This is a genomic window from Aeromonas sp. 600527, assembly GCF_049175415.1.
GTDB lineage: Bacteria > Pseudomonadota > Gammaproteobacteria > Enterobacterales > Aeromonadaceae > Aeromonas > Aeromonas veronii_A.
In genome coordinates, this window is sequence record NZ_JAAKVA010000003.1 from 244,319 (window position 1) to 256,978 (window position 12,660).

Here is a 12,660-nt window from a genome sequence, read left to right on the forward strand (position 1 = left end):
ACACGGCGCACAAAAAAGCCACGACCGGAGTCGTGGCTTGTTCTTTTCAATGGGAACGTGAAACGGGCTGAGGCGTTCAGGCCGTCTGCGGCTCCGGCTCGGCTTCGCTATCCAGATCACGGCTAAAGTAGGCGCGGGTCTCGGCGATCACCACATGGCGCAAGCCAATCAGGCCGATGAGGTTGGGCACCGCCATCAGGCCGTTGACGATATCGGCCAGCAGCCAAATCATATCCAGATGGAGGAAAGCACCGCTCGCCACCAGCGCCAGATAGACCAGACGATAGGGCTTGATTGCCTTCACCCCGAACAGGTACTCGGTGCAGCGCTCGCCGTAGTAGTTCCAGCCAAGGATGGTGGTAAAGGCGAAGAACAGCAGGCCAATGCTCACCAGATACTGGCCGACATGAGCATCGAGCCCCTGGGCAAAGGCCAGACTGGTCATGGCCGCACCGCTTGCATCGCCGCTCCACACCCCGGTCACCACCAGGGTCAGGCCGGTCATGGTGCAGATGATGATGGTGTCGATGAAGGTACCTGTCATGGAGACCAGCCCCTGCTCCACGCACGAATCGGTCTTGGCTGCCGCCGCCGCGATGGGCGCAGAGCCCAGTCCCGATTCGTTGGAGAAGACCCCGCGCGCCACCCCGGACTGAATGGCCAGCATGATGCTGGCACCGACGAAGCCGCCGGTCGCCGCATGGCCGGTGAAGGCACTCTCGATCACCAGCATGACGGCATCGGGCAGGGCGCTGGCGTTGTTCACCAGCACGCCCAGACAGGCGACGATGTAGAAGATGGCCATGAAGGGCACCACCTTGCTCGACACGCTGGATATGGACTTGATCCCTCCCAGGGTCACCAGCGCCACGATCAGGGTCAGCACCACGGCGGTCGCTTCACGGGGCACCGAGAAGGAGAGGCTCATGGCGTCGGAGATGGCATTGACCTGAGGGAAGGTACCGATGCCGAAGAAGGCCACGCCGATGCCAAACAGGGCAAACAGCTTGGCCAGCGGCTTGGAGCCGAGCCCCTTCTCCAGATAGTACATGGGGCCACCCGCCATCTGGCCGTTGGCATCCTGCTCGCGATATTTCACCGCCAGCAGACACTCGGCGTACTTGGTGGCCATGCCGAACAGCGCCGCCATCCACATCCAGAACAGGGCACCGGGACCACCGAGCTTGATGGCGGTGGCCACCCCGACGATATTGCCGGTGCCGATGGTGGCAGAGAGTGCGGTACAGAGGGCGCCGAAGCTGGAGACATCTCCCTGCTTGCCCTGCCCCTGATCGCGACCAAAAACCAGCCGCAGAGCGAGCGGCAAGCGCACCACCTGAAGCAGACCCAGACGCAGGGTGAGATAGATACCGGTCCCGACCAGCAGGATCAGCAGGGGCGGCCCCCAGATAAAGCTATCGATGGCGGTTAACGCCGATTGAATTGATGACATGCATCCTCCTTAAGAAACAGAAATTAAGGAGGAGAAGGATGATCTTCCCATAGGTGTCACGATCGGCCAGAGGCGATCGGATGCGGGCCAAGCCCAGGTACAACCATCCCATCCCCTCTGTCCTTTTGCCTGAGAGTTTCCGGCGCCAGCCTGCCCTTGCGGGTAGTCATGGTGCCTTGCTCCTTCGGCGCCCGATTTAACGGGTCTCTCCAGAGTATCGTCCAGTAGCAGTCCACACCGGTTGCCCAGTACCTGAAAGATTCACTTCTTCGGTGGATGGTTGCCCATCGCTCTCCTGCTACCTTCATCCGAACTAGTTTGGATTAGGAAGTCGGCATGTTAATCCAAAAAATGTGAGCTGTCTCGCACTTGGCCGCCCCCATTTATATTTTTTTAGTGACCACCAGAACCGCGGCAAGAATGTTAAATGTTAGTTAACTATCAACAAGTTAGGCTATCACGCATCAAATGTGGCCCAAACGGGAAAAATGGCGGATAGAGAACAGTGATCCCTCTCGTTTCGCCAAGAAAATCTTGCCGACATATCCAATCAAAATGCTTGCACACAGAATCAATAAGCCGATAATCCGCTGCATAACCAAGCACTTTGCCATCAATTTATGCACTGTGTTCGGTTGGTCCCACCGGACCGCTCGCCTGACCCGGCCGTCGCCGGTTCAATCGCATATGGCTTGGGCATATCACGCCCCCTAAGGATGACCAAAAGAGAATGAACGAGACCCTGGTTGCAAAAGATGTGGTCGCACAAGATTACCGTCAGCTGGTTGAACAATTCGGCTCCCCCCTGCTGCTGCTCGACAAGGCAGCCATCCGCAAACAGTATCGGGCGCTGGCCGCCGCCCTGCCCGATGTACGATTGCACTATGCACTCAAACCCCTGCCCCATGAGGCGGTGGTCTCTGTCTTGAAGGAAGAGGGGGCCTGTTTCGATCTGGCCACCAATGGCGAAGTGGATCTGGTGCGCAGTCAGGGGGTTCGCCCGGGACGTTGCATTCATACCCATCCCATCAAGCGCGACAGCGATATCCGTTACGCGCTGGAGTTCGGCTGCACTGTGTTTGTCTACGACAACCCGCTGGAGCTGGAAAAGTTCATTCCCTATAAGGACGAAGTGAAACTGCTGCTGCGGGTCAGCTTCCCCAACCCCGAGACCAAGGTCGACCTCTCCAAGAAGTTCGGCTGCACCCCGGAGCAGGCGCTGCCGCTGCTGCAACTGGCCCACGCCAAGGGGATCAAGGTGATGGGGCTGTCGTTCCACGTCGGCTCCCAAGTACCCCACGCCCGTCGCCATGTGCAGGCCATCGACGCCTGCCGCGAGATCATGGAGCAGGCCTGGGCGCTCGGGCTCAAGCCCTGGGTGCTGGATATCGGCGGCGGTTTCCCGGTGGATTATGAGGGGGGCGAGTTCGATATCGACGGCTTCTGCGCGCCGATCCGCGAAGCGCTGGCCAAGTTGCCCGCTACCGTGCAGAAGATTGCCGAACCGGGCCGCTTTATCAGCGCGCCGGCCATGACTTCGGTATCAAGCGTGATGGGCAAGGCGCACCGCGGCGACAAGATCTGGTACTACCTGGATGACGGTCTCTACGGCAGCTACAACGGCCAGCTCTATGACCACGTCACCTATCCGGTTAGCACACCTTATGCCAGTGGCGAGCAGCACAATTCGGTGCTTTCAGGCCCCACCTGCGACAGCGTGGATGTGATCCGCGACGGCATCATGCTGCCGGATTTGGCTATCGGCGAGTTGGTGGTAGGCAAGGTAATGGGTGCCTACACCTGGGCCTCCGCCTCCACCTTCAACTTCTTCCCCAAGGCCAGCATCCTGATTCTGGACAGCAGCCAGAAGGGGCAGAAGCTGGTGGCAGTAGCCTGAGCACACCGCTCGCCAACAGGTTCACTGGGCAAAAACAAGAGGGGGAAGCTTGAGCTTCCCCCTCTCTCATTTCACCAACCCCGATCAGATAAACTGACTGGTCAGCAGCCAGCCGGTGTAGGCGACGAAGCAGGTCAGCAGCAAGCCCCCCTCCAGCCGGTTGATACGGCCCTGCCCCTTGCGGCCCAGACACATCACCAGCAGCAGCAGGGTCAGCCCCATCATGATGCTCCAGTCACGGGTGAGCACCTCCGGCGCCACATCGAGCGGGTGGATGCCCGCCGCGATCCCCACCACCGCCAGGGTGTTGAACAGGTTGGAGCCGAGCACGTTGCCAAGGGCCAGATCATGCTCGTTCTTGCGAATGGCGATCAGCGACGAGGCCAGCTCCGGCAAGGAGGTTCCCACCGCGACTATGGTGAGGCCAATCACCAGATCGCTGATACCAAGCGCCTGAGCGATGGTCACCGCCCCCCAGACCAGTAGACGGGAAGCACCGATCAGCAGCACCAGCCCGACCACCAGCCAGAAGATAGCGCTCTTGAGGGACATCCCCTCGCTCTCGATATCCTCGGCGGTCTCGGTATCCAGCGCATCTCCCTTGCCATTCATGCCAGCCCAGATAGACCAGCCCATCAGGGCAACGAAGACGGCCCCCAGAATGACCGCATCCATCCGGCCCAGATGGCCATCGATCAGCAGGGCGCCAGAGAGCAGGGTAATACCGAGCAGGATCGGGATCTCCTTGCGTACTACCTGAGAGGCCACCGCGATAGGGCTGATCAGTGCCGTCAGACCCAGGATCAACGCGATATTGGTGATGTTGGAGCCATAGGCATTGCCGAGCGCCAACCCGGGATTGCCCTGGGACGCCGCCAGCGCCGAAACCACCATCTCCGGGGCCGAGGTACCAAAACCGATGATCACCATGCCGATCAGCAGCGGCGGCATCCCCGCATAACGGGCGGTGGCGGCAGCGCCGTCGACAAACTTGTCTGCGCTCCAGACCAGCAGCGCCAGTCCGGCAATCAGGGCAACAAAAGCCAGGGTCATAGGATCTTCATCTCTTGTTATCTGCAACGAAGCGCCAGCCCGAACGGGCAGGCACCATGGGAAAGTGGCGCCAGTGTAGCTGTGCCACCTTCCATTTCAAGGGGAAATCAAACCGTGATTAACATTTCACAGCACAGCCAGCAGGCTCGCGGCATCGGAGACCTCGAACTTGCCCGGAGCCTCCACAAACAGCTGCTCGACCACACCATCGTTGGCGATCAACGCAAAGCGCTGGGCACGGATGCCGCCAAAGGCGCCGGTATCCTTGGCCAAGCCCAGCGCCCGGGTCCAGCTGCCATCGCCATCTGCCAGCATGGTGATCGCCTCGGCATTCTGGGCCGTCTGCCAGGCACGCATCACGAAAGCATCGTTGACCGACAGACAGCAGATGGCATCCACCCCTTTGGCCATAAACTGATCGGCCAGCACCACATAACCGGGCAGGTGGGCATTGGAGCAGGTGGGAGTAAAAGCACCGGGTACCGCAAACAGCACTACTTTTTTACCGGCGAACAGCGTCTGGCTATCCCGCAGCTGCTTGCCCTCGGCGGTGATAAAGGTAAATTCGCCCGAAGGCAGAGTCTGACCCATCGCAATCATTGTGCTCGTCCTTAAGTGGAGGGAGGAGGCCCCAGTCTACCCCACTGCCGAGCTGTGACACAGACCTCCCTTTGCTTGGATCATTTGAACTAACCTTGAGCAGGATCAGCCGACCAAGGAGGCCTCATGCAGCACTATTACGATGGACTGGAAATTCGCCCCCCCGCCTTGCGCGAACAACAGCAGCTGGAGCAGCTCAATCATCAGCTTACCCATGTCAGTCAATATTGCGCCGGTTACTCCAGCGTCTATCGCCAGTGCCGCCTCGAGGATCTGGCAGAGCTGGCCACCCTGCCACTGCTCGACAGCAAAGAGCTGTTTGCCGCCCAGCAGGCTCACCCTCCGTTCGCCGGACTCACCGGCCGCCCCGCCAGTCAGGCGTTGCGGGTCTTCTCCTGTCCGGGCCAGCTGGCCATCCCCGAGTATGCGGGAGCAGACTGGTGGGGGGCCGCTCGAGCACTGTTTGCCGCCGGCTTCAAGCCAGGTGAGGTAATACTCAATGGCCACGACTATCATGCCGGCCCCACCGCCTTTATTTTCGATAACGGCGCCCGCCAGCTGGGCGCCCCCGTGGTGCCCTGCGGGCCCCACGATACCCAGCGCCAGCTGGAGGCGCTGCTGCGCTATCAACCCACCGGCTACGTCGGTCCGCTGGTGACCCTGCTCGATCTGCTGGAAGCGGCCGAAGCGGCCGACATCCCGACCGACTCGCTGCGCCGCGCACTGCTGTGTGAAGCCACTCACCCGGAAACCACGCCGCTGCGCGCCATTCACGGCATTGCGGCCCTCAACTGTCTGGTGTGGCAGGATGTGGGGGTAGTGGCTTACGAGAGCCGACCAGGAGAGGGATTTATTGTGAGCGAGAGTTGCATCATCGAGATCATCGATCCCGCCAGCGGCGAGCCGGTGAGCGGCGACGAGACCGGCCAGCTGGTGCTGACCAGGCTTGACCTGGAGTATCCATTGCTGCGCCTCGTCACCGACTGGCAGGGGCACTGGCTCACGACGCCAAGCCCGTGCGGTCGCTCCAACCGGCGCCTAAAACTGGTGTAGCAGGCCAAGTAAATGCACAAAGGCAAACGGGCAGCCATCAGGCAGCCCGTCTTGTCTCTGAAGAAGAGGATATATGAAATTGGTCAGCGCCTCGCCTGCCAGGTGGCGATGGCGAGCAGGGAGTCGGGGGTAAATTCGCTGGCACGCTCGGCGATCTCGGCCAGGCTCATCCAGTGCACCGAGCTCACCTCTTCGGCCTGCAACTGCAGCGGCCCCTGATAACGGCAACTGAAGAGGCCACCCCAGACCCGGTAGCCCTCCCCTTCCGCATAAAAGCTGCCAAAGCCCTGCAGAGGAACATCTATAATCCCCAGCTCCTCGGCCAGCTCGCGGCGGGCGGAGCGCTCCATCTCCTCACCGGTGGTGACCACGCCACCGGCGCAGGCATCCAGCATGCCGGGGCAGAAATCTTTGCTGAGGGTGCGTCGCTGCACCAGGATCCGATCCGCGTCGTCGAGCACCAGAATATAGCTGGCGCGATGGCAGAGATTCTCCCGCCGCACCTTGGCTCGCTCGGCCACGCCAATCACCCGGTTATCCTCGTCCACCACATCAACCCATTCCACGCACAGGCCCTTTTATTTGTTCCATTCAAGCCCGCAGTATATCGGTGCGGTGGTTTGTCATGGCACAACTTTTTCGATGATGCCGTCAATTTGCCGAGCTCACTGGCAAAATAAGGATTCATGCAAATCTTTATAAACCGTCATATCAGTGTCATCGACCGACACCATAGTGTGCCCTGTCCAGGCAATCAGGGAACCGTGTGATGAAGGTATTCAAGCAGTTATCACCACGGCAGATCGCTCGCTACATCAAGAGCTTTCATCGAGGCTATTTTGCCATCGAGTCGCTGGGGACATTTGAATTCAACGCGGGTAGGATCAGCCTCCATGGCCTGACCTGCCGCCAGCGGCTAAGACTGGCTCGCCAGATCAATCTGGCGGTCAGACAACTTGGTCACCGCGACCCCTTGCCGGACATGTGAGTCAAAGGGTCTTGCCCTACTGTCTGTTGTGCATCCATGCTTTGCCCGCCGGCTACTGGCCGCGCGGGCCGTTTTCGATATCGGTAATGATGCCGTTGCGCACCGTCACAAAGCGCATGAACTCGTTCTTGCCGAAGTTGTAGGTCCAGCGTTCACCATATTTGACCTGCACCATGTTGCCGTACTGGTTCTCCTCGTTGCGGTTGAGCTCTTCACGCAACATCGGCTCACCGCACTTGAGCAGCATCTCGGCGGTGGTGTCTCCCTCGGTGATCAGGGCGTTCTTGCAGCGCATGGCATCAGCACTGGCCGGAATGCTCAGCAGCAACAGAGCAAGCCCCGCTACTTTCTTCATCTTCTTGCTCATCGGGTTCTCCTTATCCTCTCTAATGAGTCGCAGTATGCCTGTTCCCGTTTCTGAAAAAACCAGTAAAAAGCGCAAAAGTGCCGCCCTTTTCTGCTCTCCAGCCCGCTGGTCGCGACAAATGCTGTCTATCACATAGCCCAAAAACAAACGGCGACCCGAGGGTCGCCGTTTGCATCAAGCCAGCAGGATCACAGGATGTCCAGCAGCTCGACTTCAAATACCAGTGCAGAGTAAGGCGGGATGGAGCCCGCGCCACGGGCACCGTAGGCCAGATCGTGGGGGATATAGAGCTTCCACTTGGAACCAACTGGCATCAGCTGCAGCGCTTCAACCCAGCCAGCGATCACGCCGGTTACAGGGAATTCAGCCGGCTGGCCGCGAGCGACGGAGCTGTCGAATACGCCACCGTGGGTGAAGGTACCGTGGTAGTGCACACGCACGGACTGACCGGCTACCGGAACGGCACCGTTGCCTTCTACCAGCACTTCGTACTGCAGACCGGAGTCGGTCACCTTCACTTCAGCGCGCTTGGCGTTGTCAGCCAGGAAGGCTTCGCCGTCAGCAGCGGCGGCCTTGGCGGCGGCTTCCTGCTCTTCTTGCATACGCGCAGTGATCACCTGGAAGGCATCATTGATATCGTCACGGCTGACCGCGAACTCCAGACCATTCAGGGCATCTGCCAGACCGTGTTGCAGGGCCGGGATATCCAGACCGGCGAAGGCTTGCTGCGCCAGCTGATCACCCATGTTGCGGCCGATGCCATAGCTGGCCTTCTGTTCGATAGAGTCGTATTGGGACATTGAGATGTTGCTCCAGATCCATGTAGTAAAGAGGCGGGATGATATCAGACTTTTATGTCGGGTGCTGCCGGCCAGACCGTTGATTTACCCGTCAGTGGGAGGAACTTCACACAAGACGCGGATGAACGCCGCCCAACGGCGGCGCTCTGCTTAAGCTCGATCCAGCAAGGCTCTGACTACCGCGAGCCTGGAGAAATCCCATCCAGCTTTCTTCACGCCTTGTCGAGCAACGCACGCACCGCGGCCACCTTTGCGCCGTCGGTGATATTGACCCGACCGTCATCCGAGGTGCCCATATTGACGCCATGGGGCACCATGCCGCCGCGCCAGCCCATGCCGGACATATGCACTTCGCTCACCCCGGTGAACTCGATGATGGTCCGCACGTTGTCGGCATTGACCCCGGCACCCGGCATCAGGCTGGCACGCCCCGCCAGCGCCTGCTGCATCTCTTGCAGGGTTTCCAACCCAGCCAACGCGGTCGGCGCATGGCCCGAGCTCAGAATGCGCTCGCAACCGGCCGCGACTATGGTCTCCAGATCGAGGCGCCAGTCTGAGGAGAGGTCGATGGCGCGATGGAAGGTGACACCCAAGGGGCCAGCGGCGTCCACCAGCTGTTTGAGTCTGGTGGCAGGCACACGCCCCTCCTCATCCAGCAAACCGACCACCACCCCTTGCAGCCCCGCAGCACGTGCGGCCGCGATATCTTGCAGCATCATCTCGAACTCGCCGTCATTGAAGCAAAAATCCCCGGCACGCGGGCGGATCATGGCGTAGACCGGCACGGTGGCATGGCGGGCTGCCTGCTGCATAAAACCGTAGGAGGGGGTCAGGCCACCCAGACCCAGCGCAGAGCAGAGCTCGATGCGATCCGCCCCGGATTGCTGGGCGGTAAACAGGGATTCCAGGTTGTCGATACAGATTTCAAGACGGGTCATGAGGACTCCTTTTTCGGGGAGATCAGACCCCACATCTGATCTCATAGATTGAGCAAGGCTGCGCCGCGCACACCACCGGCGCCGCCGAAGCGGGCCTGGCGGATCTCGGGCAGGGCGACCCCGGGCAGCAAGTGACCGGGCAGACGCAGCGGCAGCTGTTCATAGAGGGCGGGCAAGCCGCTCAGGCCGCCCCCCAACACTACCACCTCGGGATCAATCACCGAAATGGCGGTGGCAAGCCCGGCGGCCATGATCTCCAGCCAGCAGTCGACCGTCTCGACCGCATGGGGTTCATGGGCCTCGAAGCGCCCCACAATCTGGTGACCCGTGGCGCGCTGGCCATGGAAATGGTGATAGAGACGCTCCAGACCGGTGCCGGAGGCATAGGTTTCAAAACAGACCAGACGGCCGCAGCCGCAACGGGGACGGGGCAAATCGGGGTACTTCATCAGCATGGTCGCGGGCAAGGGGTAGTGACCAATCTCGCCAGCCAGCCAGTTGCGCCCCTGAATAAGCTTGCCCGCCAAATAGACGGCGCCGCCGATGCCAGTGCCGATGGTGACGCCGAGCGCACTGCCTGCGCCGTCGGCAGCCCCTTGATGCACTTCGGACCAGAGGAAGCAATTGGCATCGTTATCCACTTTGACCGGCCGTTCCAGCAACTCGGCCAGATCGGCGCCCAGATGGCGACCATTGATGGAGGGCAGATTGGCCGCCACTATGCTGTGATCCTGGCTGTTGATGACACCGGGGAACCCGATGCCGACCGAGCCCCGTACGCCGGAGCGGGCATCCGCCTGCTCGACCCGGGAGCGGATCAGCTGCTGCAGCCCCTCGTAATCGTTGCCCGGGGTGCTCATTCGCTCCTCGTAACAGAGGTTCAATGCTCCGTCATAGACCGCGAAGGCGATCTTGGTGCCACCGATATCAAAGCCGTAATACATGCCCGCACTCCCTGTCAGCCCGTGTTTATCCAACTCTGTTCCAAGGGGGACATTGTATTAATTCGCAAAAAAAATAAAGTGACCGAGGGCGAAAAAACGGGAGAGAGATCAGAGCAAACGGCTCATTTGTCGCTGCAGACAGGGCTGCCCGAGGCTTATCAGGGTGCGCTCCTCGCCGTCAAAGACGAAGCCGCGGCGCAGGTAGAACCCCTCGCCAATGTGGTTGCCATCGAGCAGCCACAATTTGACGCAACTACAACCGGCGCGGCGCATCTGCATCGCCACCGCCTGCCACAGCCGTTTGCCATAGCCTTGTCGCCAGTGGTCGGGATGAAGGTAAAAGGCGCGGATCAGGGCATGGCTCTGTTCCGCTTCCTGCTGTGGTTGCCAGTAGAGCAGGCCAATCACAACCTCATCGAGACAAAGTAGCATGGGCCTTGGGCCCGGCTCGGCCAGACGGCTCTGCCAAATCTGCAGATGAGCGGTAACATCCAGCTGCTCCAGCAAGTCGGCACCGAGCACCTGGCCATAGACAGCGAGCCAGCTGGCTCGCTGCATCACCGTCATGGCGGCGGCATCATCGCTGCGCGCCATGCGCAGGCTTATGCCTTGCATTGGGGCACCAGACCATTGGCTCGGGCCTGCTCATAGAGCGGCAGCACTTGCGCCTGTTGCGCCTGCAACTCGGCGATCCGGTTCTCGTTGCTCGGGTGGGTGGAGAGCAGTTGCGGCGGGGTATTGCCACCAGCGGCGGCACTCATGTTCTGCCACAGTGGGATCGCCTCGGCCGGATTGAACCCGGCCCGCGCCATCAGCTCAAGCCCGAGCCGATCCGCTTCGCTCTCCTGAGTGCGGCCATAGGGGAGCATCACCCCCACTTCAACCCCGAGGCCAAGGGCGGCCATAGTGGCGCCGCGATACTCGCTGGTGCCCATAGCGATGTCGGCCGCCGCCAGACCGAGTCCGGCCAGCTGGCTGCGCGAGAGTCGCTCGTTTGAGTGCTGGGCCAGCACGTGGGTCAGCTCGTGGCCAATGACTGTCGCCAGCTGATCCTGATTTTTGGCCACCTTGAGCAGGCCGCTGTAGACCCCGATCTTGCCACCTGGCAGGGCGAAGGCGTTGACCTGTTTGGAGTCAAACACCACCACTTCCCAGTTGGTGATGCCATAGCTGGCCGGCACCTGGGCGGTCACCGCCTTGGCGACACAGGAGACATAGGCGTTGAGTTTGGCATCCTTGCTCACCTTCTCCTTCTTCTTCATCTGCTCGAAGGAGTCGGCACCCAGCTGATTCATCTGCTGGGGAGAGTAGAGCAGCATCTGGCTGCGGCCGGTCGGCGACTGGGCGCAGGCGACCAGCAGGGAACTACAGAGGGCTACCAGGCCAAACTTGGTGAGGGACGCAATCATGAAGGGATCCTTTGCCATATCGTTGCCCTATTCTCGGAAATGCCGCCCCGCGACGCAAGGGAGCCAGCCCCTGGCTGGTGGAAAAACATCCATCCAGCATTATTAACAAAACTGACAGCCGCCAAAAACAAAACGAGCCCGCTTGGGGCTCGCTTTATCAGGACATACTGACCTCAGGCAGTTACATGATACCCAGCTTTTTCAGATCAGCCTGTACCACCTTGGCCGGCACCGGCACGTAGCCATCTTTGGCCACGATGTTCTGGCCTGCTTTGGAGAGCATCATTTTGACAAACTCTTGCTCCATCGGGGAGAGAGGTTTGTTCGGATGCTTGTTCACATAAACGTACAAGAAGCGAGAGAGCGGATACTTGCCGGTGATGGCGTTGTCGGCGCTCGCTTCGATAAAGGTCTTGCCATCCTTGGAGAGTGGAACTGCACGCACGCCGGAGGTGACATAACCGATACCGGAGTAACCGATACTGTTGAGGGAAGCGGAAACAGACTGCACCACGGAGGCAGAGCCCGGCTGCTCGTTCACACCGCTCTTGAAGTCGCCGTTACAGAGCGCGTGCTCCTTGAAGTAACCGTAGGTGCCGGATACCGAGTTGCGACCGAACAGTTGCAGATCCTTGCCCGACCAGTTACCGGTCAGACCCAGATCAGACCACTTGGTGGCCGCCTTGGCTTCGCCGCACTTGAGGGTGCTGGAGAAGATTGCGTCGATCTGCGGCATGGTCAACCCCTTGATGGGGTTGTCCTTGTTGACGAACACTGCCAGGGCATCGACTGCGACGCGGATGGCAGTCGGCTTGTAGCCGTAACGCTTCTCGAATGCCTCCTCTTCACCGGCCTTCATGGCACGGCTCATCGGGCCAAACTGGGCAACCCCCTCGGTCAGAGCGGTCGGCGCGGTAGAGGAGCCGGCAGCCTGGATCTGCACATTGACGTTGGGATACATGCGCTTAAATTCTTCAGCCCACAGGGTCATCATGTTGGCCAGAGTATCAGAGCCGACAGAGGACAGGTTGCCCGAGATGCCGCTGGTCGGGGTGTATTCCGGCAGGTTTTTATCGACACCATAGGCCAGGGTGCTGGCAGAAAAAAGGGTTGCTGCGGTGAATCCGATTACACCAGCCAGTTTGTTGAGTTTCATCC

At 60.2% G+C, this 12,660-nt stretch carries 14 protein-coding genes and 1 riboswitch; of the genes, 3 read left to right on the plus strand and 11 right to left on the minus strand.

The genetic code is table 11. The features are described from left to right. Positions 1-76 precede the first annotated feature (76 nt). Positions 77-1,453 carry an alanine/glycine:cation symporter family protein gene (locus G5154_RS06865; protein WP_005338391.1) on the minus strand — a complete coding sequence of 459 codons (1,377 nt, stop codon included), beginning with the start codon at positions 1,451-1,453 and terminating at the stop codon, positions 77-79. Between the two features lie 107 nt (positions 1,454-1,560). Next, positions 1,561-1,676: riboswitch (glycine riboswitch) on the minus strand. Between the two features lie 507 nt (positions 1,677-2,183). Here G5154_RS06865 and G5154_RS06870 point away from each other — a divergent pair. Then, positions 2,184-3,350, plus strand: coding sequence for a type III PLP-dependent enzyme (locus tag G5154_RS06870; RefSeq protein WP_100646524.1), 1,167 nt, complete (start codon positions 2,184-2,186; stop codon positions 3,348-3,350). Positions 3,351-3,434: 84 nt separating this feature from the next. On the opposite strand, the gene G5154_RS06875 is transcribed toward G5154_RS06870, so the two are convergent. Further along, positions 3,435-4,403 (minus strand): calcium/sodium antiporter, encoded by a 969-nt coding sequence (locus tag G5154_RS06875; protein ID WP_100646525.1) that lies wholly within the window; start codon positions 4,401-4,403, stop codon positions 3,435-3,437. A gap of 126 nt (positions 4,404-4,529) precedes the next feature. Beyond that, positions 4,530-5,003 (minus strand): peroxiredoxin, encoded by a 474-nt coding sequence (locus G5154_RS06880; RefSeq protein WP_100646526.1) that lies wholly within the window; start codon positions 5,001-5,003, stop codon positions 4,530-4,532. A gap of 126 nt (positions 5,004-5,129) precedes the next feature. Between G5154_RS06880 and G5154_RS06885 the strand changes: the two genes are divergently transcribed. Continuing rightward, on the plus strand, positions 5,130-6,056 hold the full coding sequence (locus G5154_RS06885) for a phenylacetate--CoA ligase family protein (protein WP_167557840.1): 927 nt from the start codon (positions 5,130-5,132) through the stop codon (positions 6,054-6,056). An 83-nt stretch (positions 6,057-6,139) separates the two neighbouring features. Here G5154_RS06885 and yfcD read toward each other — a convergent pair whose 3' ends face one another. Beyond that, on the minus strand, positions 6,140-6,622 hold the full coding sequence (gene yfcD, locus G5154_RS06890; protein WP_167557839.1) for an NUDIX hydrolase YfcD: 483 nt from the start codon (positions 6,620-6,622) through the stop codon (positions 6,140-6,142). Positions 6,623-6,825: 203 nt separating this feature from the next. On the opposite strand from yfcD, the gene G5154_RS06895 reads away from it, so the two are divergent. Next, a complete protein-coding gene (locus tag G5154_RS06895) occupies positions 6,826-7,044 on the plus strand; it encodes a DUF1107 family protein (RefSeq protein ID WP_005338403.1) in 219 nt (72 codons plus the stop codon). Positions 7,045-7,096: 52 nt separating this feature from the next. Here G5154_RS06895 and G5154_RS06900 read toward each other — a convergent pair whose 3' ends face one another. From G5154_RS06900 to G5154_RS06930, 7 genes are all read right to left on the minus strand, one after another. Beyond that, the gene (locus G5154_RS06900; RefSeq protein ID WP_421250604.1) at positions 7,097-7,411 is read right to left on the minus strand and encodes a DUF2845 domain-containing protein; all 315 of its coding nucleotides are present in this window, start codon (positions 7,409-7,411) and stop codon (positions 7,097-7,099) included. Between the two features lie 188 nt (positions 7,412-7,599). Next, on the minus strand, positions 7,600-8,211 hold the full coding sequence (locus tag G5154_RS06905; protein ID WP_421250605.1) for an FKBP-type peptidyl-prolyl cis-trans isomerase: 612 nt from the start codon (positions 8,209-8,211) through the stop codon (positions 7,600-7,602). 212 nt (positions 8,212-8,423) lie between these two features. Next, the gene (locus G5154_RS06910; RefSeq protein ID WP_421250606.1) at positions 8,424-9,149 is read right to left on the minus strand and encodes a copper homeostasis protein CutC; all 726 of its coding nucleotides are present in this window, start codon (positions 9,147-9,149) and stop codon (positions 8,424-8,426) included. A gap of 41 nt (positions 9,150-9,190) precedes the next feature. Continuing rightward, complete coding sequence (locus G5154_RS06915; protein ID WP_421250607.1) at positions 9,191-10,093, minus strand: ROK family protein; 903 nt, start codon at positions 10,091-10,093, stop codon at positions 9,191-9,193. 108 nt (positions 10,094-10,201) lie between these two features. Continuing rightward, positions 10,202-10,708, minus strand: a complete 507-nt coding sequence (locus G5154_RS06920) for a GNAT family N-acetyltransferase (RefSeq protein WP_421250608.1) — start codon at positions 10,706-10,708, stop codon at positions 10,202-10,204. Further along, positions 10,696-11,502, minus strand: a complete 807-nt coding sequence (locus G5154_RS06925) for a M48 family metallopeptidase (RefSeq protein ID WP_005343906.1) — start codon at positions 11,500-11,502, stop codon at positions 10,696-10,698. Before G5154_RS06925 ends, G5154_RS06920 begins: the two co-directional genes overlap by 13 nt. Before the next feature lie 181 nt (positions 11,503-11,683). Then, a complete protein-coding gene (locus tag G5154_RS06930) occupies positions 11,684-12,658 on the minus strand; it encodes a PstS family phosphate ABC transporter substrate-binding protein (protein WP_005343905.1) in 975 nt (324 codons plus the stop codon). Between the last annotated feature and the right edge of the window lie 2 nt (positions 12,659-12,660).

Excerpts from the sequence above, each read along its gene's own strand:
- G5154_RS06865 (WP_005338391.1), bottom strand. The coding sequence starts at position 1,453 with ATGTCATCAATTCAATCGGCGTTAACCGCCATCGATAGCTTTATCTGG.
- G5154_RS06870 (WP_100646524.1), top strand. The coding sequence starts at position 2,184 with ATGAACGAGACCCTGGTTGCAAAAGATGTGGTCGCACAAGATTACCGT.
- G5154_RS06875 (WP_100646525.1), bottom strand. The coding sequence starts at position 4,403 with ATGACCCTGGCTTTTGTTGCCCTGATTGCCGGACTGGCGCTGCTGGTC.
- G5154_RS06880 (WP_100646526.1), bottom strand. The coding sequence starts at position 5,003 with ATGATTGCGATGGGTCAGACTCTGCCTTCGGGCGAATTTACCTTTATC.
- G5154_RS06885 (WP_167557840.1), top strand. The coding sequence starts at position 5,130 with ATGCAGCACTATTACGATGGACTGGAAATTCGCCCCCCCGCCTTGCGC.
- G5154_RS06895 (WP_005338403.1), top strand. The coding sequence starts at position 6,826 with ATGAAGGTATTCAAGCAGTTATCACCACGGCAGATCGCTCGCTACATC.
- G5154_RS06900 (WP_421250604.1), bottom strand. The coding sequence starts at position 7,411 with ATGAGCAAGAAGATGAAGAAAGTAGCGGGGCTTGCTCTGTTGCTGCTG.
- G5154_RS06905 (WP_421250605.1), bottom strand. The coding sequence starts at position 8,211 with ATGTCCCAATACGACTCTATCGAACAGAAGGCCAGCTATGGCATCGGC.
- G5154_RS06910 (WP_421250606.1), bottom strand. The coding sequence starts at position 9,149 with ATGACCCGTCTTGAAATCTGTATCGACAACCTGGAATCCCTGTTTACC.
- G5154_RS06915 (WP_421250607.1), bottom strand. The coding sequence starts at position 10,093 with ATGTATTACGGCTTTGATATCGGTGGCACCAAGATCGCCTTCGCGGTC.
- G5154_RS06920 (WP_421250608.1), bottom strand. The coding sequence starts at position 10,708 with ATGCAAGGCATAAGCCTGCGCATGGCGCGCAGCGATGATGCCGCCGCC.
- G5154_RS06925 (WP_005343906.1), bottom strand. The coding sequence starts at position 11,502 with ATGATTGCGTCCCTCACCAAGTTTGGCCTGGTAGCCCTCTGTAGTTCC.
- G5154_RS06930 (WP_005343905.1), bottom strand. The coding sequence starts at position 12,658 with ATGAAACTCAACAAACTGGCTGGTGTAATCGGATTCACCGCAGCAACC.